Annotated in this window: 18 protein-coding genes and 1 tRNA gene; 8 read left to right on the top strand and 11 right to left on the bottom strand. The window is 65.0% G+C overall.

Features of this window, described 5'->3' with window-relative positions:
* The first annotated feature begins 77 nt into the window (after positions 1-77).
* Both F3H26_RS00145 and F3H26_RS00140 read left to right on the top strand, forming a co-directional pair.
* Complete coding sequence (locus F3H26_RS00145) at positions 78-1,745, top strand: ABC transporter permease (protein ID WP_149774042.1); 1,668 nt, start codon at positions 78-80, stop codon at positions 1,743-1,745.
* A gap of 73 nt (positions 1,746-1,818) precedes the next feature.
* Positions 1,819-2,169 carry a DUF2794 domain-containing protein gene (locus tag F3H26_RS00140; RefSeq protein ID WP_005979948.1) on the top strand — a complete coding sequence of 117 codons (351 nt, stop codon included), beginning with the start codon at positions 1,819-1,821 and terminating at the stop codon, positions 2,167-2,169.
* On the opposite strand, the gene F3H26_RS00135 is transcribed toward F3H26_RS00140, so the two are convergent.
* The 3 genes from F3H26_RS00135 to F3H26_RS00125 all read right to left on the bottom strand — a co-directional run bounded on the left by F3H26_RS00135 (position 2,166) and on the right by F3H26_RS00125 (position 4,736).
* Complete coding sequence (locus tag F3H26_RS00135) at positions 2,166-2,903, bottom strand: C40 family peptidase (RefSeq protein WP_149774041.1); 738 nt, start codon at positions 2,901-2,903, stop codon at positions 2,166-2,168. The genes F3H26_RS00140 and F3H26_RS00135 overlap by 4 nt on opposite strands.
* Positions 2,900-4,282 carry a leucyl aminopeptidase family protein gene (locus F3H26_RS00130; RefSeq protein WP_149774040.1) on the bottom strand — a complete coding sequence of 461 codons (1,383 nt, stop codon included), beginning with the start codon at positions 4,280-4,282 and terminating at the stop codon, positions 2,900-2,902. The genes F3H26_RS00135 and F3H26_RS00130 overlap by 4 nt, the downstream gene beginning before the upstream one ends.
* A 64-nt stretch (positions 4,283-4,346) precedes the next feature.
* Entirely contained in the window at positions 4,347-4,736 is a 390-nt protein-coding gene (locus F3H26_RS00125; protein WP_149774039.1) for a hypothetical protein, read from the bottom strand.
* Between the two features lie 142 nt (positions 4,737-4,878).
* Here F3H26_RS00125 and F3H26_RS00120 point away from each other — a divergent pair, with 142 nt between their 5' ends.
* Positions 4,879-5,529 (top strand): carbonic anhydrase, encoded by a 651-nt coding sequence (locus tag F3H26_RS00120; RefSeq protein ID WP_149774038.1) that lies wholly within the window; start codon positions 4,879-4,881, stop codon positions 5,527-5,529.
* 266 nt (positions 5,530-5,795) lie between these two features.
* Entirely contained in the window at positions 5,796-8,474 is a 2,679-nt protein-coding gene (locus F3H26_RS00115; protein ID WP_149774037.1) for a calcium-binding protein, read from the top strand.
* Positions 8,475-8,574: 100 nt separating this feature from the next.
* On the opposite strand, the gene F3H26_RS00110 is transcribed toward F3H26_RS00115, so the two are convergent.
* The 3 genes from F3H26_RS00110 to F3H26_RS00100 all read right to left on the bottom strand — a co-directional run bounded on the left by F3H26_RS00110 (position 8,575) and on the right by F3H26_RS00100 (position 11,926).
* Positions 8,575-9,597: an aspartate-semialdehyde dehydrogenase gene (locus F3H26_RS00110; protein WP_149774036.1), complete on the bottom strand. Its 1,023-nt coding sequence runs from the start codon at positions 9,595-9,597 to the stop codon at positions 8,575-8,577.
* A 103-nt stretch (positions 9,598-9,700) separates the two neighbouring features.
* Positions 9,701-10,732, bottom strand: coding sequence for a glycosyltransferase family 4 protein (locus tag F3H26_RS00105; protein WP_149774035.1), 1,032 nt, complete (start codon positions 10,730-10,732; stop codon positions 9,701-9,703).
* A gap of 21 nt (positions 10,733-10,753) precedes the next feature.
* Positions 10,754-11,926 carry an MFS transporter gene (locus F3H26_RS00100; RefSeq protein ID WP_149774034.1) on the bottom strand — a complete coding sequence of 391 codons (1,173 nt, stop codon included), beginning with the start codon at positions 11,924-11,926 and terminating at the stop codon, positions 10,754-10,756.
* Between the two features lie 136 nt (positions 11,927-12,062).
* On the opposite strand from F3H26_RS00100, the gene F3H26_RS00095 reads away from it, so the two are divergent.
* Positions 12,063-13,205, top strand: coding sequence for a DUF3095 domain-containing protein (locus F3H26_RS00095; protein ID WP_149774033.1), 1,143 nt, complete (start codon positions 12,063-12,065; stop codon positions 13,203-13,205).
* 7 nt (positions 13,206-13,212) lie between these two features.
* Here F3H26_RS00095 and F3H26_RS00090 read toward each other — a convergent pair whose 3' ends face one another.
* The gene (locus F3H26_RS00090) at positions 13,213-13,980 is read right to left on the bottom strand and encodes an HpcH/HpaI aldolase family protein (protein ID WP_149774032.1); all 768 of its coding nucleotides are present in this window, start codon (positions 13,978-13,980) and stop codon (positions 13,213-13,215) included.
* Positions 13,980-15,413 (bottom strand): pyridoxal phosphate-dependent decarboxylase family protein, encoded by a 1,434-nt coding sequence (locus tag F3H26_RS00085; RefSeq protein WP_149774031.1) that lies wholly within the window; start codon positions 15,411-15,413, stop codon positions 13,980-13,982. The genes F3H26_RS00090 and F3H26_RS00085 overlap by 1 nt, the downstream gene beginning before the upstream one ends.
* A 161-nt stretch (positions 15,414-15,574) precedes the next feature.
* Between F3H26_RS00085 and F3H26_RS00080 the strand changes: the two genes are divergently transcribed.
* On the top strand, positions 15,575-16,273 hold the full coding sequence (locus tag F3H26_RS00080; protein WP_149774030.1) for a fumarylacetoacetate hydrolase family protein: 699 nt from the start codon (positions 15,575-15,577) through the stop codon (positions 16,271-16,273).
* A gap of 26 nt (positions 16,274-16,299) precedes the next feature.
* Here F3H26_RS00080 and F3H26_RS00075 read toward each other — a convergent pair whose 3' ends face one another.
* Both F3H26_RS00075 and F3H26_RS00070 read right to left on the bottom strand, forming a co-directional pair.
* Positions 16,300-17,544 carry a winged helix-turn-helix domain-containing protein gene (locus F3H26_RS00075; protein ID WP_149774029.1) on the bottom strand — a complete coding sequence of 415 codons (1,245 nt, stop codon included), beginning with the start codon at positions 17,542-17,544 and terminating at the stop codon, positions 16,300-16,302.
* Positions 17,519-18,544 carry a LacI family DNA-binding transcriptional regulator gene (locus tag F3H26_RS00070; RefSeq protein WP_188127655.1) on the bottom strand — a complete coding sequence of 342 codons (1,026 nt, stop codon included), beginning with the start codon at positions 18,542-18,544 and terminating at the stop codon, positions 17,519-17,521. Before F3H26_RS00070 ends, F3H26_RS00075 begins: the two co-directional genes overlap by 26 nt.
* Positions 18,545-18,658: 114 nt before the next feature.
* Between F3H26_RS00070 and F3H26_RS00065 the strand changes: the two genes are divergently transcribed.
* Together F3H26_RS00065 and F3H26_RS00060 are read left to right on the top strand one after the other, a co-directional pair.
* A tRNA-Arg gene (locus F3H26_RS00065) sits at positions 18,659-18,735 on the top strand.
* A gap of 323 nt (positions 18,736-19,058) precedes the next feature.
* Positions 19,059-20,156 carry an AAA family ATPase gene (locus F3H26_RS00060; RefSeq protein WP_149774027.1) on the top strand — a complete coding sequence of 366 codons (1,098 nt, stop codon included), beginning with the start codon at positions 19,059-19,061 and terminating at the stop codon, positions 20,154-20,156.
* Positions 20,157-20,175: 19 nt separating this feature from the next.
* Here the strand turns inward: F3H26_RS00060 and F3H26_RS00055 are convergent, their stop codons facing one another.
* Positions 20,176-22,023: a TniQ family protein gene (locus F3H26_RS00055; RefSeq protein ID WP_149774026.1), complete on the bottom strand. Its 1,848-nt coding sequence runs from the start codon at positions 22,021-22,023 to the stop codon at positions 20,176-20,178.
* Positions 22,024-22,112: the final 89 nt, after the last annotated feature.

Here is a 22,112-nt window from a genome sequence, read left to right as displayed (position 1 = left end):
TCCTGTGCCTGCCCACTGGCGTTTCCGAGTTTTTTGGTCGATTAAAGGGGACCCGCAACCTTTGCCGACCCGAGGCCATGGCCCAGATCGAATATTCAGAACATGGATCGCGCAACCGTGGGGCCTTGGGCACCCGGTTCGTCGGGATCCTGGCCTATCTGGTGGCCGCGGCCTGTCTGTTGCCGATGGTCGCCGTGGTGCTGGCGGCCGTCACCGGCGGCACCGACACGATCCGGCATCTGCTGGACACGGTCCTGCCCGGCTATGCGGCGACCACGGCCATTCTGGTGGTTCTGGTTTCGGCCGGTACCTTCGCCATCGGGGTCGGGGCCGCGTGGCTGGTCACCATGACCCGCTTTCCCGGCGTGCGCCTGTTCGAAGTGGCGCTGGTGCTGCCACTGGCCTTTCCGGCCTATGTGCTGGCCTATGCCTATACCTTCATCCTCGATCATCCCGGCATCGTTCAGACCACGCTGCGTCAGGTGACCGGCTGGGGCCCGCGCGACTATTGGTTCCCCGAGATCCGCTCGACCGAGGGCGCGGCGGTGATGCTGATCCTGGTGCTGTACCCCTATGTCTATCTGCTGGCGCGCGCGGCCTTTCTGCAGCAAAGCGCCACCGCCTTTCTGGCGGCGCGGGCGCTGGGCAGCAGCCCGTGGTCTGCCTTCTGGCGGGTCTCGCTGCCGATGGCGCGGCCCGCGATTGCCGGCGGCGTGCTGCTGGCGGTGATGGAGACCATCGCCGATTTCGGTACGGTCGCCTATTTCGGGGTTCAGACCTTTGCCACCGGCATCTACACCAGCTGGTTTTCCATGGCCGACCGCGCGGCGGCGGCGCAGCTGGCGCTGTGCCTTCTGGCCTTTGCGCTGGTCATGGCCGTGACCGAGCGCACCCAGCGCGGCAAGGCCAAATACTACCAGCCCGGCAAACGCCATTCGGCCTTGCCAGCGGCGCAATTGTCCGGCTGGCAGGCCGTGGCGGCGTGGGGTCTGTGTGCCATCCCGGTTCTTTTTGGGTTTCTGCTGCCGGTGGTCGTTCTGGTGCAGATGGGGCTGGAGTCCGAGCAGAACCTGCTGTCGGCCCGGTATCTGGGGTTCATTCGCAATTCTCTGACGCTGGCGGGAACGGCGGCGGTGATCACCGTCTGTGCGGCGGTCTGCGTGGGGTTCTATCAACGGCTGCGGCCCGGGCGCGGCTCGGCCACCGCAGCCTATCTGGCGCGGCTGGGCTATGCCGTGCCGGGCGGCGTGATCGCGGTGGGGCTGATCGTGCCCTTTGCCGGGTTCGACAACGCGCTGGATGCCTGGATGCGGCAGACCTTCGGCGTGTCGACCGGGTTGCTGGTCACCGGCTCGATCTGGCTGTTGGTGGCGGCCTACATGGTGCGCTTTCTGGCGGCCGCGCTCAGCGCTTATGAAAGCGGGCAGAGCACCGTTCATGCCAACATGGACGCCGCTGCCCGGTCTTTGGGGCAGACGCCGCTGGGCACGTTGCGGCGGGTGCATCTGCCGATTCTCACGCCCTCGCTGCTGACGGCGCTGCTGATCGTGTTCGTGGACGTGATGAAGGAACTGCCGGCCACGCTGATCATGCGGCCGTTCAATTTTGACACGCTGGCGGTGCAGGCCTATCGGCTGGCCTCGGACGAACGGCTTGAGGGCGCTGCCGTTCCGTCGCTGGTGATCCTGGCCGTGGGGCTGCTGCCGGTGATCCTGATCTGCCGCCAGGTCGGTCGCAGGCCCTGAGGGTCGGTTCAAAAATACCACACCCTGTCGTGACGGGCTTGATCTGATCCCCGTTTCCGGCAAGGCTGAAGACATGAACATGCAGCCTCCCAGCCGGAACCCTGCAGGTCCGGCCCAGATGCCGGTGGCCTTCAACCGGCAAGAGATGTCATTGATTCTTTCCGTCTATGGACGGATGGTCGCCGCCGGAGAATGGCGTGACTATGGGATATCCAACCTGCGCGACGTGGCGATCTTTTCGATCTTCCGGCGCACGGCCGAACACCCGATCTATCGCATCGAGAAACACCCGCGTCTGCGGCAGAAACAGGGCATGTTCTCGGTGGTGGGCATGGACGGGCGCATCCTGAAACGCGGGCACGACCTGCGCACCGTCCTGCGGGTGCTGGAGCGCAAGTTGATCCGCTCGGTCGACCCGGATTAGAGCCGCTTGTGCGCCGTGACCGGCCCGTCGCCTTGGGCTTCGATCCGGGCAATGGCTTGATCCATCGGCTCGAATACCACGGCCATGTGATGGGCATTGGCATGCAGCAGCATGTTGTCGCCGGACACCCAGGCCACATGGCCTTTCCAGAACAACAGATCGCCACGCTGCGCCGGGGTGCCTTGGGGCAGTGCGGTGCCAAGCTCCCACTCCTGGTCGCCGCTGTCGCCGGGGCAGGCCACGCCGCAGGCCAGCAGCCCGGCCTGAACCAGCCCCGAACAATCCAGCCCCCACCGGCTGTTGCCACCCCACAGATAGGGCGTGCCCAGAAACAGCTCGGCCACGGCGACCGGGTCGTTCAACAGGGTTCCGACCGGTTTGACATGCGCGGCTGGGATGAACCCAAGCTCGGTCTCGACAAAGCGGTCCTGCTGCGACAGCACCACGATCCGGCTGCCAAAGCTCAGGCTGACGCGGTCGGGGCTTTTGATGTCGGGCTGCGCATAGGCATGGGTCGCCGGGGCCCATATCCAATGCGTGGCCGGCGCGTCGGGGCCCAGCTGGTCGGCACGCAGCCAGCCTTGATACCCATCCTTGTCGGAAACCACCCGGCACCAGCCGCCGGACTGTTCGGTGACGTCAAGGCCGTCGCCATACAGCAGCTGCCGGTCGCGCGGGCCCTTGGGTTTGCGCAGCAGGTCCACGACGGGGCGGATGACGCGCGCGCGGGTCACAGGTCCAGCATCCCGGGCAGGGCGGTCAGCAGGGCGCGCGGCCCTTGTCCCAACCCGCCCTTGCTGCGGCCGGGCTCTTTGGCCTTTTGCCAGGAGTAGATGTCGAAATGCATGTACCGGCTGTTTTCCACGAACCGCCGCAGGAACAGCGCCGCGGTGATCGACCCGGCGAACCCGCCCGCCGGCGCGTTGTCGAGATCGGCGATGCCCGGCTCGATCAACGTCTCATAGGGCGTGTGGAACGGCATCCGCCAGACCGGGTCAGCCGCCTGAAAGGCGGCCTGCGACAAGGCCTGCGCGGCGGCATCGTCATCGGTGTAGAACGGGGCCAGATCCGCCCCCACCGCCACCCGCGCCGCGCCGGTCAGCGTCGCCATCGAGATCACCAGATCCGGCGCGCCCTCATCCGCCAGCGCCAGCGCGTCGGCCAGCACCAGCCGCCCTTCGGCATCGGTGTTGTTGATCTCGACCGTCAGGCCCTTGCGCGAGGTCAGGATGTCGCCGGGCCGGAACGCGTTGCCCGCCACCGCGTTTTCCACCGCCGGGATCAGCACCCGCAACTGCAACGGCAGATCCAGTGCCATGATCATGCGCGCCAGTCCTAGCACGTTCGCCGCGCCGCCCATGTCCTTTTTCATCAACCCCATCGCCGCGGCGGGCTTGAGGTCCAGCCCGCCGGTGTCGAAACAGACGCCCTTGCCGACCAGGGTCAGTTTCGGACCGCTTGTGCCCCAGGTCATTTCGATCAGGCGCGGGGCCTGTTCGGCGGCCCGGCCCACGGCGTGGATCATCGGGAAATTCCGTTCCAACAGCGCATCGCCTCGGGTCACTTCAAACTGGGCGCCGAACTCCCCGGCCAGCGCCTCGGCCGCGGCCTGCAGCTGATCGGGGCCCATGTCGGCCGCGGGCGTGTTGACCAGATCGCGGATCAGCGCCTCGGCATTGGCCATGATCTCGACCCGCGCGGCGTTCACCCCGTCCGGTGCGACCAGCCGGGCCTTGGCGGCCGATTGCGTGGCATACCGGTCAAAGGCATAGCCGGTCAGCAACCAGCCCAGCGCCTCGATCTCGGCGCGGTCGGCGGGCAGGCCCGACGCGATGGCATAGGTGCCCTCGGGCAGCGCCTCGGCCGCGGCGGCCAGCGGGAACCGGACCCGCGCGCGCCGGTCGGTGGTACCATAGCCCGCCAGTGCGCGATCGGGCGCCCCATCAGCCCCCGGGATCAGCAGCACCTGCCCCAACGCCCCGGTGAACCCGTTCGCCGCCACCCAGGCCTGAACCTGCGGCGGCTGCGCTTCGAGCCATCCATCGCGTGCGTCCTGGTCGATGACATGCAGCGCGATGGCCGGTTGGTCGGGGGAAGCGAATGTCAGAGTCATAGGGGCCTCGGTCTGATCTGGGTCGTGCACAGACTAGCCGCCCGCTTGGCGCCCGCAACCCCCGTCAGATCGAAAGATCCTGCTGGTCCCACACGGCGGTCAGCGACCGTTCGCCCACCCGGATCAGCCGACAGAGCGTGGCGCCGGCGGCCGCCGCATCGCCCGCATCCACGGCCCGGGTCACGTCCGCAGCCACCCGCGCCAGCAGGGTCATGCCGACCTGTTCGGCGATCGCGATCAGAGACCTGGCGCATTTGCGCAGATCGGTCCAGTTGCGCTGACGCCAGTGCCGTTCGCAGTTCGACAGGCGCACGGCCAGTTCCTCGACCGTGCGGCACAGTACGTCCATGGCGTTCTGGTCGCCCAACTGCCGGTACAGCCCGCTCAGGCAGTCCGGGTCCAGACGGACGGATTCCTTCTGTTCAAGCGTGACAATCTTGTCCACCACATTCACCCCAATCTTCGTGCCCCCACGGCACCGACGACCCTGCCACAGTGAACCTTTGCAATTCCTTGAGGCCAACCGGCAAAATCGCTCGAATTTTTCTTGAATCTGGGTTACAGCGGCCGCCAGAAAGACAATCAGGGACAGCCCAATGCAATTTGCCAAACCTCTGCCGAGCTATCTGGTTCAGCGGTATCACGGCTGGAAGGCCACCACCTATTCCGAGAACCAGGCCTGGTACCGACGCTTGGCAACCGAGGGGCAACGCCCGCGCGCCATGGTGATTTCGTGCTGTGACAGCCGGGTGCATGTCACCTCGATCTTCGGCGCCGACCAGGGTGAGTTCTTCATCCACCGCAACATCGCCAACCTGGTTCCACCCTACGAGCCCGACGGCGAGCGCCACGGCACCAGTGCGGCGATCGAATACGCGGTGACCGCGCTGAAGGTGGCGCATCTGATCGTACTGGGCCATTCGCAATGCGGTGGCGTGCAGGGCTGCATCGACATGTGCAAGGGCAACGCGCCGCAGCTGGAGGCCAAGGAAAGCTTTGTCGGCCGCTGGATGGACATCCTCAAGCCCCGGTTCGAGTTGGTCGCCGAAATCGACGACAGTACCGAACAGGCCCGCCAGTTCGAGCGTCAGGCGGTCGTTGCCTCGCTCGAGAACCTGATGACCTTCCCCTTCGTCGAAAGCGCCGTGAAAGCCGGCGAGCTGTCGATCCACGGGCTTTGGACAGATATCGGCGAGGGCGCGCTGGAATTCTACGACCCCAAGGAGAAGAAGTTCGCCTTGGTCTGAGCGACGGAACGAAACTTGTTCGACCGCCGGCCAATCCCATTTGTCGGCGATCGTCCGTTGGGTCCGTGCCGCATCAATGTTGGGCGCCGCGTCGAACGAACCCGTATGCGGCGGAGATTGTGGTTTTTCGGGGCCGGCCGCGAGTGCCGAGCCCCAGCCATCGTTCAGGAAAGATACCTTGTGACGAATGTATCCCGCATTGTCTTCGCGCATTGATTGAGTAGAGTTGTCGTTGAAGAACAACGAATTTTTTCAGAGGAACAGAATTGCTTGTTTCAGGAACTGAGGGCGGAGATGAATTGGATGCCCTTGCCGGTGGCAGCACTTTGGTTGGCTTGGGTGGAGATGACACGCTGCGGGGGGCAGAGGGCGACGACAGTCTGGACGGCGGTACCGGCGCAGATTCGCTTTTTGGGTTTGATGGGAACGATACGCTCCGGGCGGGGGCGGGAAATTACACGATTTATGCCCACGAAGGCAATGACGTTCTGACCGGAGGGGCAGGCGATGATTTTCTGGCCGGGGGGCGTGGGGATGACGAATACGTCTTTGACCAGGGCTGGGGAGACGATGTGGTCGAGTCGGGCTCGGCCTTTCATGGACAGGATTTCATTACGTTCGGTGCCGGAATTCTGGCCGCCGAGTTTTCCGGCCAGTGGAGCGGAAACGACCTGATTCTGACCTATTCCAGCGGCGACAGCGTGACGATCCGGAACCATTTCCTGTCAAGTTCACGCTTTGTCGAAGAAATTCGATTTGCCGACGGCACGCGCTGGGATGAGGACGATCTGGTGCTGCTGACCAACAACCCCACCCAGTCCGCGGATACGTTGCGCGGCGTCGCAGGTGACGATTCGCTGTCGGGCCTGGGCGGGGATGACAAGATCTATGGCTATGCCGGAAACGACACGCTCCGGGCGGGAGCGGGCAACGACTCGGTCTATGCCCACGAAGGCGATGACGTTCTGTCCGGTGGGGCAGGCGACGACCTTCGGGTTGGCGGCGCCGGGGATGACCAGTTCATCTTTGACCCTGGCTGGGGGCAGGATGTCGTGAACGCCGGGTACACGTCGAATGAGCACGACCAGATTCTCTTCGGCGCTGGAATTCTGCCAACCGATCTATACGGCGCGCGCGACGGGAACGATCTTGTTCTGACCTATTCCAGCGGCGACGGTATTCGGATCAAGAACCACTTTCTGGGCTTCGGTTACGAGGTCGAGGAAGTGCGGTTCAACGATGGAATGGTCTGGGACACCGACGACCTTGCCTATCTGGCGCGGTTCGGCCAGTTGTACGGGGAAATCGAACATTTCGCCGAGCAACTGACCGACGGGTACTGGGAAAGCATCGGTCTGTCGCGGATGACATTCGATCTGAACGGTTCGAACCGGATCACGTATTCTCTGTCTGGTCTGGACGCCAAGGGCTCCTATTTCGCCCGCGCCGCGCTGGATTCCTGGGCCCAAGTGTCGGGTTTGGAATTCGTCGAAACCGCGAATGCCGCACAGATCGTCTTTGATGACAGCGAAACCGGCGGTGTCACCTATCATTGGGTGACCAACAACAGGATTGACCAAGCATTGGTCAATGTTCATTCCAGCATTTCGGCGGCATATCCGAACGAACCTTGGGGCTATGCCTTCGAAGTCTATCTGCATGAAATCGGCCATGCGCTGGGCCTCGGCCATGCCGGGAACTACAATTTCACCGTCACGTATGGTGACGACAACGTATTCATCAACGACAGCACACAGTATTCGGTGATGTCGTATTTCTATCCCGGAGACCACCCGTACGCGACTGGTACGAACGCCTATTTCTTCAAACCGAACGCAGCCGACATCCTGGCCGTGAACCAGCTTTACGGGCTGAATCCCCAGATCAATTCCGATGACACGGTCTACATGCTGGCCGGGCAGGCCGGCGATGTTCAGGTCACGCACGAGTACTTCCCGTTCTTTTTCGCGGTGCAGGATTCGGGCGGTATCGACCGGCTCGACCTGAGCGGAAGTTCGACCGGCCAGAGGATCAACCTGGTGGAAGGCGCATTCTCGGATGTCGGCGGCTTGACGCTGAATCTCTCCATCGTTCCCGGAACGGTGATCGAGCACGCGACGGGCGGTTCCGGCAGCGACCGGATCACGGGCAACACCGAGAACAACGATCTGCTGGGGGGGCTGGGCAATGACACGCTGTTCGGCGCTGCCGGAGACGACACGTTGCTCGGTGGAGCAGGCGGAGACGATCTGACCGGTGGTCTGGGAGACGATTTGCTGCGCGGCGAGGCGGGCAGCGATGTCTTGCGCGGTGACGATGGGCACGACACCCTGCTGGGGGGCGACGGCCTTGACACTTTGATCGGCGGCGCGGGCGATGACAACATTCAGGCGGGAGAAACCGGCACGGATCTGCGCGACATCGTCTATGCCGGGGCCGGAAACGACACGGTCGATGGCGGCTATGGCAACGACAGTCTGCGAGGCGATGCCGGCGACGACCAGCTGACCGGAGGTTTCGGTGTCGATGAGTTGATCGGCGGCACCGGCAATGATGTGGTTTCGGGCGGTGCGTGGTCAGACCTGATCTTTGGCGGCGACGGTGATGATTTCATCAATGGCGGTTTCGGCTTTGATCGGGTCAATGGCGGAGCAGGCGCCGACCTGTTCTATCATCTGGGTGTCGTCGGGCATGGTGCGGACTGGATTCAGGATTTCGACTCGGCCGAAGGCGACCGCCTGTTCTTCGGTGGACCGGCCTCGGCGACGGTGGATGATTTCCTGCTCCAGCGCGCCAACACGCCCAACGCAGGTGATGCCGCCGCTGACGAGTTCTTCGTGACCTATATTCCCAGTGGAAACATCCTGTGGGCGTTGATCGACGGTGCAGTTCAGGAGTCGATCGAACTTCGGATCGGCGGCGAGGTGTTCGACTTGCTGGCCTGAACGACGGACCGATTCACTCTGACGGGCCACACAAGGAAAACCCCGCTGCCGGCGGTGACAGCGGGGGATATTTGTTGCTTGCTTTCATCAGGGCCGGATGTCAGCCCTTTTTCAGAACCTCGCGGCCCAGCAGCTCGGCGATCTGAACCGCGTTCAGGGCCGCGCCCTTGCGCAGGTTGTCCGACACGCACCACAGGTTCAGGCCGTTTTCCACGGTCGAATCCTGACGGATGCGGCTGATGAAGGTGGCGAAATCGCCCGCGCATTCGACCGGCGTGACATATCCACCGTCCTCGCGCTTGTCGATCACCATCAGGCCGGGGGCCTCGCGCAGGATGTCGCGGGCCTCGTCCTCGTCCAGGAATTCCTCGAACTCGATGTTGATCGCCTCGGAATGGCCCACGAAAACCGGCACGCGCACGCAGGTCGCGGTCAGCTTGATCGACGGATCGACGATCTTCTTGGTTTCGGCGACCATCTTCCATTCTTCCTTGGTCGAGCCGTCCTCCATGAAGACGTCGATATGCGGAATGACGTTGAAGGCGATCTGCTTGGTGAATTTCTTCGGCGGCACATCGTTGATCGGGTTGTAGACGGCCTTGGTCTGCTCCCACAGCTCGTCCATGCCTTCCTTGCCGGCGCCCGAGACCGATTGGTAGGTCGAGACCACGACGCGCTTGATCCTGGCGCGGTCATGCAGCGGCTTGAGCGCCACCACCATCTGCGCGGTCGAGCAGTTGGGGTTGGCGATGATGTTCTTGTTCTTGTAGTCGTGGATCGCCTGCGGGTTCACCTCGGGCACGATCAGCGGGATCTCGGGATCGTAGCGATAGAGCGACGAGTTGTCGATCACCACGCAGCCCGCCGCGGCCGCCTTGGGGGCGTAATCCTTGGTCGCGGCCGAGCCCACGGCGAACAGCGCCATGTCCCAGCCGGTGAAATCGAAGGTGTCCAGATCCTGGGTCTTGAGTGTCTTGTCGCCAAAGCTGACCTCGGTGCCCAGCGAACGGCGGCTCGCCAGAGCGGCGATTTCGTCAACCGGGAACTGGCGCTCGGCCAGGATGTTCAGCATTTCGCGGCCCACGTTCCCCGTGGCGCCGACGACAACGACGCGATAGCCCATGTCTAGTCTCCTGAATTAAGGACGCGCGTTCATAGCCGCGAAACCGAAAAGAAAAAAGGGCCTTCGCGGCGGAATTGATCGTTTGACGCAGTTTTGCGGCGACTCAGGCCTTCAGCAGCTGCTGATAGAGCGCAACAAGGGCCTGCGCCTCGCCGTTGATGTCGAAATTCCGTTCCACATGGGCGCGGGCGGCCCGGCCTGCGCGGGCCAGGGAATCACGGTCCGCCAGCATCTCGGCCGCGGCCGCGGCCAGCGCCGGAATGTCGCCCGGAGGCACCACCCGACCCAGCGTCGGGTCGGTCACGATCTCGGAGAATGCGCCCACATCGGTGGCCACCACCGGCACACCGCAGGCCATCGCTTCGAGGGGGGTCAGTCCGAACCCCTCCCAGCGTTGGGGGGCGATGAACAGATCCAGCACCTGGTACCATTGGGCAATCTTGTCCACGGTGACCTCGGGCTTGAACAGGATGCGGTCGGACAGGCCGGCTTGGGCCACCTTGTCCTTCAGTTCGGTCAGGAAAGCGCTGTGTTTCTCGGTCGCGCGGCCCATGACGATGCCATGTACGTCGGGGACCTGCCCGCACAGGTCGATCATCGCATCGACGAAGGCGTCGGTGCCTTTCTGGTGGCGGATGCGGCCATAGCAGCCCAGCAGCAGCCCGTCGGGCAGGCCCATTTGCGTCCGCAGCCCCGCCTTGTCGGCGGGTGGCGCGAAATCCTGCAGGTTGATGCCGTGCATGATCACCTGCGCGTCGCGCTCGAGGTACCCGGCCGTCTTGCGCGAGGTGGCCACCACCGCGTCCATCTTGCCGATCAGCCACTTGGTATAGCCTGTATGCGCCCGCTGCGAGGCGCTGGTGAACAGCAGTTTCAGCCTCAGCCGCAACAGGTCGCGCAGGATCAGGCCCAGCAGCATCTCGGTGTTGCGGCGGGCGTGCCAGACCCGCAGCGTCTTGCGTGACAGAAAGGGCAGGCGGCCCAGCGGGATGTGCGGGATGTCCGCGGGCAGGCCCGGGCCGGTGGCGGCAATGTCGATCCACTGCGCCTGCAACGGCACCAGCCGCGCGATCGTGGCGGTCACGCCGGACAGGCGGCGTTTCAGGTTGGGGGCGATAACAACGGGGTCGTTCACGAGATGCGCTCCGGCGGGGTCTCAGTCCATGCTGTCACGGCTGAACAGGTAGATCACGCAGCCGATCGTCAGCGTGACGGCAAAGAAGGCGAATATCGCTGTGTAGGGTGCGGTTGGCCCCATGTCCACCGTCGCCGCATGGATGCGGCCGGTGGCGAGTTGCGCCAGCCCCACGCCGCCGATCCCAAACAGGTTCAGCAGGGTCACGCCGCGCCCCACCAGATGCGCCGGGATGAAGGCGCGCCCATGCGCCATGATCACCGGGAAGGATGCCCCCAGAAACCCGATCAGCGCCATCAGTAGAACCGACAGCCAGACGGCCTCGGCGACCCACAGCCCCAGCAGCCCCAGCGCCAGCACCGCCACCGCGTTGCCGCCGAAGATCACCCATTTTCGGGTGTTCAGCAGCCGGTCCAGCGGCCCGTAGGCAAAGGTGCCCGCGATCATCGCGGCGCCCATGACCAGCGTGGCCTGCCCGATCTGGGTGGCGCTCAGCCCGAACACGTCCAGCAGATAGGGGCCGGCCCACAACCCCCGCAGCGCGGCCGAGGGTGCATAGGCGACCAGCATCAAAGGCAAAACCGCCCACAATGCAGGCTCACGCAGCAGGTCCAGAACCGACCCTTTCTGCTCGGACACCACCCGCGCGGGGTCTTTGACCGTCACCCAGATGCCCACGGCCACGGCGCCCGAGATCGCGGCCAGCCCCGCCAGCGTCGTGCGCCAGCCCATCAGCTCGACCGCCAGCGCCGTGGGGTACGAGGCCACGAGGTTGCCGACCGACCCCACACCCAGCATCACAGCGGCCAGGGTCGCGAACTTCGCGGGCGGGTATTCGCGGGCAAAGATGAAATACGAGGCCATCAGAACCGGCGAACACCCGACCCCGATCAACGCCATCGCCACCGCCACATGCCGGGGCGTCGCGGCCAGCGCGAACACTGCGGCCCCACCCGCGCCGCCGATCAGCAGCAGAACCGCCGCCGTCTGCCGGGGGCCAACCCGGTCCAGCGCCCAGCCCACCGGGATCTGCATCGCCGCAAAGACCAGAAACCACAGGCCCGAGGCCCAGGCCAGATCCTCGGGCGTGGCACCGATGTCGCGGGCCAGATCGGCGGTCAGAACCGCAAGGAACGCACGGAAGAACTGGCTGAGGACATAGGCCAGACACAAGATCACCAAACCTGCTTGCATGTCGGTCTCCCCGCCGTTCGCCCTGCCAGGATGCTTGGCACGTCCCGACGCCATGCACAAGCGCGTGTGATATGTTGCAATATCGGGACAGGCACGCGGACTGCGCTAAAATGATCGCAAGGAAATGGGAGGGACGATGAAGGACTCCGATCCGGGATTCTATGACCGGGTTCCCGTCACGCGCGATTTTCTTGCCCTGTCGGACCCGGCGCGATTCACGCCGGTGCCGGACGGCTGGATCGTCGGCGTGGCCGATATCGTGGACTCGACCGGCGAAATCGCCCGTGGCCGCTACAAGACCGTGAACACGGTGGGCGCGGCGGTGATCTCGGGCATGATCAATGCGCTGGGCGGTCAGAACTTCCCCTATGTCTTCGGCGGCGACGGGGCCGGATTCGCCGTCGCGCCCGAACACGAACCCAAGGCGCGCACCACGCTGGCGGCGCTGCGCAGCTGGGCCGCGGCCGAGTTCGACATCGCCCTGCGCGCGGCCCTGGTGCCCGTGTCCGACCTGCGCGCGGCAGGGCATGACCTCCGGGTGGCACGCCATGCGCCGTCCACGGGGGTGGATTACGCCATGTTCACCGGCGGCGGGCTGGCCTGGGCCGAGGCGCAGATGAAGGCTGGCCGGTACGAGGTTCCGCCCGCCGGACCCGAGGCGCAGCCCGACCTGACGGGTCTGTCCTGCCGCTGGTCCAACAGCCCGGCGCGGCATGGGCAGATCGTGTCGCTGGTCATCCAGCCGACCGCCCGCGCGACCGAACGCGATTTTGCCGATCTGGCGCAATCGGTCCTGTCCGCCGCCGAGGAGTTGGAGCGCGCGGGTCATCCCGTACCGGCCGGAGGACCGCCAATGAAATGGCCGCCGCCGGGGCTGGCGCTCGATGCCCATGTCTCGCGCGCGGGGCGCAACCTGGCCGTGCGCAAGGCCGCGCTGCTGATGCAGAACCTGCTGATCTGGCTGTTGTTCAAAACCGGCAAGCGTCTGGGCGGCTTCGAGCCGGGCCACTACAAGACCATGGTCAGCCGCAACGCCGATTTCCGCAAATTCGATGACGGGCTGAAGATGACGCTGGATTGCGACGACGAGACTTTGCAGCGGATCACCCGGCTGCTCGAGGACGCGCGTGGGCGCGGCAAGGTCCGGTACGGCATCCATTCCCAGCACGAGGCGATGATGACCTGCGTCGTGCCCGCCGCTACCCGCGACGATCACGTGCATTTCGTCGATGGCGCCTCGGGCGGCTATGCGCAGGCTGCCGCCGCGATGCGGGGCTGAGCCGCCCTCAGGCCTTCCATTTCGCGGCCAGCCCGCGCGCCGCCTGCGCCAGAAGCATGACGTCGATGCCGACCGCCAGAAACTGCGCGCCCATGTCGCGATAGGTCTGAACCGCTTCGTCATTGGTGCCCAGAATGCCAGGCGCCTTGCCCGCGGCCCGGATCCGTTTCAGCGCATCGGCGATGGCCGCGCGGACCTCGGGCGCGGTGCTGTCGCCCTGGTATCCCATGTCGGTGGACAGATCGGCCGGGCCGATGAAGACGCCATCCACGCCCTCGACCTGCAGGATCTCGTCCAGCGCGGCCAGGCCCGCCCGGTTTTCAACCTGCACCAGTAGACAGATCTCGTCATCCGCGGTCTGTACATAGTCGCCGACCTGACCGTACATCGTCGCCCGCGACGCCGCCGCCCCGACGCCGCGCGCGCCCGTCGGCGGATAGCGGCAGGCCCGCACCAGTTCGCGCGCCTGATCCGCGCTTTCGACGATCGGCACCAGAACGGTCTGAGCGCCGGCATCCAGCACCATCTTGATCAGCCAGGTCTCGCCCACGGGCACCCGCACCACCGGATGCGCGCGGCTATTGGCCAGCGCCATCAGCTGATCGCGGATCGAACGGATGTCATTCGGGGCATGTTCGCCGTCGATCACCAGCCAGTCGAACCCTGCCGTGCCCATGATCTCGGCGGTGACGGGTTCGGCAAAACTCATCCAGCAGCCGATCTGCATTTTGCCCTGTGTCAGAGCCTGTTTGAACGGGTTTTTCGGGGCGGGCATCAGCGGTCCTCCTGCGGGGTCATGGGCAAGGTGCGGGCGATTTCGGTGATCACGTCAAAGGCCATCCGGACGTCCTCCTCGGTGGTTTCGAACTGGCCGGCCTGAAACCGGATGACGATGTCGCCATCGACGCGGGTCTGGGTCAGATAGATGCGCCCGTCGTCGTTGATGGCGTTGACCAGCCGCAGGTTCAGGTCGTCCAGATCCGCGGCGCCGGGTGGCTCATATCGGAAGGTCCACAGGGACCACATGGGCGGGGTGACGATCCGGAAATCCGGCTCGGCCGCCAGCCGGTCATGCAGGTCGCGCGACCAGTTGACGTGGTTGCGCAGCCGCGCGCGTAGCCCCTCCAACCCGTAGGCGCGGATCACGAACCACAGTTTCAGCGCCCGGAACCGCCGGCCCAGCGGCACGGACCATTCCGAATAGTTGATGATCCCGTCCTTGCCATGGGTTTTCAGGTATTCGGGGCTGATCGCCAGCGTCTGCACCAGATCGTCGGGGTTTTTCAGGAAATGCGCGCAGCAGTCGAACTGAACCCCCAACCATTTGTGCGGGTTGAACACGATGCTGTCGGCCTGGTCGATCCCCGGCCAATAGTGGCGGTATTCGGGGCAGATCATCGCCGACCCGGCCCAGGCCGCATCCACATGCGTGTACAGCCCGTATTTCTGCGCGATTTTCAGGCACGCATCCACCGGATCGGTCGCGCCGGTTCCTGTGCCGCCGACGCACAGGATCACCCCCGCGGGGTGAAGGCCGGCGTCCAGATCGGCCCGGATCGCGGCCTCGAGCGCTGCCGGGTCCATGCCGCGCCAGTCACCCTTGATCGGGACGCGCACCAGGTTGTCCTGGCCGATCCCGGCCACCCAGATGGCGCGATCGACCGATGTGTGCACCTCGGACGAGCAATAGACGCGCAAGGGTGTCTGCCCAAACAGGCCCTGACGGTTGCCCTGCCAGTTCAGCGCCTTTTCCCGCAGGGTCAAAACGGCGGCCAGCGTGGCCGACGAGGCCGAATCCTGGATCACACCGGCAAACCCTTCGGGCAGGTCCAGCGCCTGCCGCAGCCAGTCCATCATCCGGGTTTCCATCTCGGTCGCCGCGGGCGAGGTCTGCCACAGCATGCATTGCGGGGCGATCGCGCTGGCCAGAAACTCGGCCAGTACCGAGGGCGCCGAGGCGTTCGAGTTGAAATAGGCGAAGAAGCGCGGATGCTGCCAGTGGGTGATGCCGGGCATCACGATCCGTTCGAAGTCTTCGAAGATCCCCTCGATCGGCTCGCCGGTTTCGGGCGGGGCGGGGGGCAGGGCGTTCAGCACGTCGCCCGGCCGGGTCCGGGCACGAACGGGGTGGTCGCCGACGGTTTGGTGATAGTGCTGAGCCCATTCGGCGACCCGCTTGCCCCAGTCCGAGAATTCATTCCATTGCATCGGTCACCTTTTTCGTCGCATCGTTTCCGTGACAGTGATGGACACGCCGCGGCGCAGGTCAATCGAAATTCCGAACGGCCCCGCGCGCACCACCGCCCGGACGGCTTGATCGTCCCGGTGTCATGCCTATGCTGCGGGCAACGGCCACGAACGGACACGCCATGACCCGACCCCTGTTTTCCCTGCCCGAACCCGTGGCGATTCCTGTATCAGGCGAGGATACCACCTATCCGGTGGGGCGCATCTTTTGCGTCGGCCGGAACTATGCCGCCCATGCGGCCGAGATGGGAAACGAGGTCGACCGCGAGGCGCCGTTCTATTTCACCAAGTCCCCGCAGAACGCCATTCTGACCGGGCAGACCGTGCCTTACCCGCCGGGCACCGAAAACTACCACCACGAAATGGAACTGGCCCTGGCCATCGGACGCCCGGTGTTTCAGGCGACGTCGCGGCAGGCTTGGGACGCGGTGTTCGGATATTGCTGCGCGCTGGACATGACGCGGCGCGACCTGCAGATCCGCGAGCGCAACAAGCAGCGCCCCTGGGATCTGGGCAAGGATGTGGAAAATGGCGCGGTGTTCGCGCCGCTGACCCGCGCCGCCGATTGGGGCCCGGCCGACAATGCCCGCATCCATCTGAGCGTCAACGGTGAGGTCCGGCAGGACGCCACCCTGTCCGAACTGATCTGGAAGATCGACGAGATCGTCATGCACCTGTCCCGGTTCTATCACCTGCGGCCCGGCGACCTGATCCTGACCGGAACGCCCGCCGGTGTCGGCCCGGTCGTCGCCGGAGATGAGCTGACCGGCGGCATCGACGGGTTGGCGCCCATCCGTCTGACCCTCGGACCGGCGGAATAGACCCTAGATGGGGATTTTTTGGCCACTCAGACCGGCGCGCGCAGCCAGTCTGCGTCAAAGGCGACCCGATCCAGCCCGGCAAAACGGCGTACCCGGTCCAACTCGGCCTCGAGCCGCCGGGTGCGGGCGTGCGACCACCGGACCCCACGCTCGGGCCACAAGGCGCGGACCCGCAAGGTGCCTTCGTCGCGATGGGCCTTCATGTCGATCCGCCCGATCAGACGGTCTTTTTCGAGCAGCGGAAAGACGTAGTAGCCATAGATCCGCTTGGCCTCGGGCACGAACACCTCGATCCGATAGTGGAAGCCGAACAAGCGCTGGGCACGGTTGCGGTCGCGCAGCATCGGGTCGAACGGGCTGAGCACACGGATCCGCCCCGGCGCGGGGGCAGGGTCGGCAGCCTGGTCCGCCAGGCCGGGCCGTGCAACCGCGCGGCGCATCCGGCCATCGGCGCATTCTATCTCGATTTCCTGCAGATCACCCCGTGTCAGAGCCTGTTTGCACCACTCCTTCGCCTCGGCAGCGGTGACCGTGTCCCAAAAAGCGGCCAGTTCGCCCGAGGTGGCAAAGCCCAGCCGGTCGAGCGCCGCGTTGCACAGCCAGTCCACCGTCGCCTGATGGTCGCACTCCATCATGCCGGGGCAGAGATGGGTGTCGATCACACGCTCGGTCAGGTCGTATCGCTTTTGAAACCCCCGGCGCCCCACCACCGTCAGCGCGCCCGAGCGCCACAGGTATTCCAACGCCGTTTTCGAGGGGTGCCAGTCCCACCAGCCGCCCGCGCTCTTTTTCTCATCTTGGCCCAGATCGGCCGAGCACACCGGGCCGTGGTCGCGGATGTGCCGCAGCACGGTCTCGAACTGCTGCTCGAACCCGTCGCGCCGCCAGTTGCGCCAGCGGGCCCGCAGCATCTCGGCGTCACGCCGGAAGCGCAGATGCCAGTGCGGGTAGAACGCCATCGGGATCATTGCGGCGTCGTGGGTCCAGTGTTCGAACAGGCCGCGGTCGTGTTCGTACAGGCGTTTGAGGTCGTTCGGCCGATAGGACGGGCGGCGCGAGAACAGGATCATGTCATGGGCGCGCGCCACGGTGTTGATGCTGTCGAGCTGCACGAAGCCCAGCCGGTGGATCAAGTGCAGCAGATCGGGCCCTTTGGCCGGACCTGCGGGCTGTTCCGCCAGCGCGTGGCGGTCCATGAACAGCGCGCGGGCGGTTCGGTTGTCCAGCCGGGGTCGCGCGCGCGCCTCAGCGCCGCTTGAGCGTGTCGCCATAGCTGATCTTGGGCGTCAGGGTGATGCGGGTCTCGATCTCGGTCTCGGGATCGGCCCGCTTGGCGGCGATGATTTCGGCCGCCTTGCGCCCGATTTCCAACCGGCAGGCATCCATCGTCGCCAGCTTGCGCGGCAGACCCTGCAGCAATTCCACGTTGTTGAATCCGGCCAGACCGATCTGACCGGGAATGTCGATGCCCTGCTCCAGCAGGTACAGCAGCCCGCCCGCGCCGATCATGTCGTTGGAATAATACAGGAAATCCAGATCCGGGGACCGGTCGAGCATGGCCTTGGTCATCTCGCGCCCCTTGGCCAGGGCCGAGCCGCCGGAATAGAACTCGCGATCCTCGATCTCGATCCCGTTCTTGCCCAGCACCTCGGTAAAGCCCTCGAACCGTTTGCGCGCGCGGTGGTCCAGCGGCATCTTGGTGCCCATGAAGCCGATATGCTGATACCCGGCCTTCAGGATCGCCTGCGCCATCTCGCGCCCCGCACGACGATGCGAAATGCCCACCATCGCGTCCACAGGCTTGCCGTCCGTATCCATGATCTCGACCACCGGAATGCCCGCCGAATCCAGCATGGCCCGCGCGGCCTCGGTATGTTCCAGCCCGGCGATGATCACGCCCGACGGCCGCCACGAGAGCATCTCGTACAGGACTTTTTCTTCTTTTTCCGGCAGATAATCGGTGACGCCGACCACGGGCTGCAGCTCGGTATCCTCAAGCACCTGGTTGATGCCGGTCAGCACTTCGGGGAAGACCATGTTCGACAGCGACGGGATGATCACCGCCACCAGGTTCACCCGGCTCGAGGCCAGCGCGCCGGCGATCTTGTTGGGCACGTATCCCAGCTCTTTGGCGGCGGCCAGAACGCGGGTGCGGGTGGCCTCGGACACGTCGCCTCGATTGCGCAGGACCCGGCTGACCGTCATTTCCGACACACCGGATGCTTCCGAGACATCACGGAGGGTAAGCGGGCGTTTCTTTTCTGTTGTCACCGGGGATACCTGCATTGTTGTTTCCCCGATGCTAGCGCGAACGGGGCAATCTGTTCAACTGTTGCGCAAAGGTCATGACAAGCGGGAAAAACCCGGCTAGAGAAGGCACCGCGCGGCCCCGTGGCTCAACTGGATAGAGCAGCCCCCTCCTAAGGGGCAGGTTGCAGGTTCGAATCCTGCCGGGGTCGCCAGCAACTCCGTTTGTTGTTGCTGCCAAAGCAACCAGAATTAGGCGCAAAAGAACGAATTAGTGCGCGCAAGGTGGTTGGCCGAATGATGCGGCAGTCTGCTGCACACGAATAATGTGACGCAAAAGCAATGGCTTGTGAGGCCTCACCCTGCACCCAACCTGCCTGCCACCTGCTCCCCGTCACCCCCTGATTTGACTCGTCGCCCCGGATTGCGTCACTGGAGGCAATCAGGTTCCGGAACCTTTCACACCCATCAGCCCGCCCGCCTCGGCGGTGTGGACACCAGCGCGGCAAGCCCTGTCGCGCCACGAAAGGATTCTGCGATGCCCCGTGCCACCACCACGATTCCATTTCATGCGCTGCGGTTCGAAGACGACCTGCCGACGCTGCACGAGGTCGAGCGGCGCCTGAAGACATTCCTCCGCAGCCTCCGCAGGCAACGCCAGGGGGCGCAGACCGGTGACGATGACGGCCGCGACAAGATGGATCAGTTCTTCGACTATCTGAATGAGGCCGAGCGGAGGAAGATCCGGCGTCGCGCGCACCGCTACGTGCAGCGGCTGGACGCCCTGTCCGGTCTGTCTCATCTGAGCGAGGAGAGCCGTGCGAAGCTGACGCCCTTGCGCGGCGGGCTGCCGGTGACAAAGATCACAACGGAACACGAGGCCGACGAGATCGCCGCCGCGCTGCAAGCCGAGATGCCCTGGATGGCGCCCGCGACCGAAGCGGTCTGGCACGGGCTGCGGGCCTCGGCGCGCTTGGGCCTGCCCGGAGTCCGGTTCACGCCGCTGGTCCTGATCGGCCCGCCCGGCATCGGAAAGAGCTTCTGGGCGCGACGGCTGGCGCATCATCTGGAGGTGCCCGCAACCAAGATTGACGCAACGGGCGAGCCTGCGTCCTTCGCGCTCACCGGATCCCAGCGCGGCTGGGGCAGCGCCCATGCGGGCAAGCTGGTCAACACGGTCCTGAACAACCGGCATGCCGGACCGCTGGTGATCATCGACGAGATCGAAAAGGCCGACGAGGTCTACTCCAACAAAGGCACGCGGCACACGCTCACCGACGCCCTGCTGCCGCTGCTGGAGCGGATGACGGCGGCGACCTGGCAATGCCCTTTCTTCCAGGTCAAGATGGACATGTCCTGGGTCAACTGGGTGATGACGGCGAACAGCCGGCAAGGCCTGCCGGAACCATTCCAGAGCCGCTGCGTGGTGCTGGACCTGCCGGACCTGACCATGGGGCAGTTGAGAGACTTCGCCATGAACGAAGCCGCGCGGCGGGGACTTCCCGAGCCTGCCTCTGACGCCCTCGCCGCCATCTTCGAGACCGGCGCATTGTCCCACCGCCGCCTGAGCCTGCGCACCGTCGCCCGGATGCTCGACCGCGCCGAGATGCTCTCCAACCGTCCATTCTTGCATTGAGGATGCGTGGGATAGGCTGTCAGGCGTGCCCGTTCCGCTGAGCGGGTGCGACATCTTCCAGACGGTAGATCGGGCCGAGATCCTCTCCGCCGGGCCGAAACCGCGGGACGCCGGCCTTGCGCAGGCGCAGCGCCACCTCGCGACTGCTTTCGCCCAGCGTGGTGGACAGCAGCTTGTGCGTCGTGAACCGCGCGTAGAACGCCGCCGCGTCTTCCGGGGTGACGTATCGGTCGTGCCGGCGGGTCTGCGGATTGTAGAGGACCGTCACACTGGCGTGGCCGTGTTCGACAAGGCGTCGGAACGCGCCATGCCTGACCAGCCCGACCTCTCTGGCAAAGTCCGACATGGTCTGGTGCGCAGGTTTTGGGGGCCGAATGACCGCATCCACATCCTCCTTGCGCACGAAGATGGCGGCATAGCCTTTGAGATCTGACCGTCGGCCTGTTTCAATCTGGCCAGCGCGGATCGCCGCGATGACCACATCGATCCCCACCCGGGCGCGCAGCGCGGCCCGGTGGACATGCTCCCAATCGGTGTCCGTCTCCGCAATCGACTCCGCGCCGTGCGACAGATCGGCAAGCAAATTCTCGGCATCCGCCTGATCCCATGCTCGCCGCGTCGCCTCCGGCGGAAAGCGCGGCGTCAGGACACCCGCAAGGGCCAATGCCTCCAACTGCTGGTCTCCACAGCCCAGACGTCGCGCCAGTTCCTTCGGTCCGACCAGCCGCCCGATCGCGGCAAGAAGGGACTCCAGCGCCTCTGCCGGAAAGGTCAGACGCGCATCGGGGCGCGGGTCGTCCTCCTGCACCACGCCTTCGGCGACCAGAAGCCGCCGCATCAGGGCGGGCGAGACCCGGGCTTCTTCGCCTGCGGTTACGACGGAATGGCGCAGGCGTTTGTCCAGTGAAACGCCAAGAACCTTCGTCCCGGCGGCCACCGGCCAGACATCCAGCACCACCTCGCGCAGCATGTCTCGAAACGGGTCGTATCGATGATCCTCCAGCGCGCTGTTGGAGAGCCAGTCATGCAGGCGCCCGAAGGCCTTGCGGGATTCGTCATTCGGTCTCGAGGCGCGGTCGGCCAGCTGGCGAAAGGCATCCCGGATGGCCTCCGGTCCCTGCCGCGCCACCTCGAACCCCACCGCGCGCGCCGGGCTGTCCGCGGGAAACCCAGCCGGCACGATCCGGCCGCGTATGAGTTCTCCCCCCAGCAGCTGGCAGATCTGTGCCGCGACGTCGATCGGGAACTGCGCCAGCCACGTTGGGTCCGTGCCCGAGGACAGACGCGTGTCGAGCCATTGGTCATATTCCGTGATTTCAGTGGCTTCGGTATCCACGCGTCCATCCAACAGATCGGGTAGAAGCCGCCTCAACCGGGTGGCGAAGTCAAATCGGCTGGCTTGTCGTGTCTCCGTCCACAGCGGCGCAAGCGCCATCCGGTGCCGGACACAGACCGTCACATGCCGGAACTGCCAGTCTCCGCGCATGACCATCCCGTCCGTCGGTGCATGGTCCGACAGGTCGGCGTCTTCACGCAGGCATTCGGGGCAGCCGCGTATCGTCGGGTTCACGACCGCGCGCGAGACGACCTGTTCGTTCCGGAAATGCATGCGCACCCCGGCAACAGGTCGAGGTGACCAGGAAACAAGCTCCGTGATCTCGTCAGGTGACAGTTCGAACAAAGCACCAACCTCGCTCACCGCATCCGGATCCAACGCAATCAAGGCCTTCTGCGGTAATCCGTGTTCCGAGGTGAACTCCCACAACCCCAGCCCCCGCATCGCCGCCGCACGCGACAAGTACGACAGAAGCGTCTCGCGATCCCGAGGCGTCGGGCGAACAGTGATTGTTGATAGCAGCGTGCTCATTGCCTCAGCAATCTAGCCGCTTGATCGGCGGATCATAGACCGGAGGAGACAGAATCCATTCCGTTCAACTTCGATAGGTGTGGATTGGC

The organism is Ruegeria intermedia (genome assembly GCF_900129345.1).
GTDB lineage: Bacteria > Pseudomonadota > Alphaproteobacteria > Rhodobacterales > Rhodobacteraceae > Ruegeria > Ruegeria intermedia.
The sequence above is the reverse complement of the archived record's forward strand: the minus strand, read 5'-3'. Positions and strand labels throughout refer to the sequence as shown.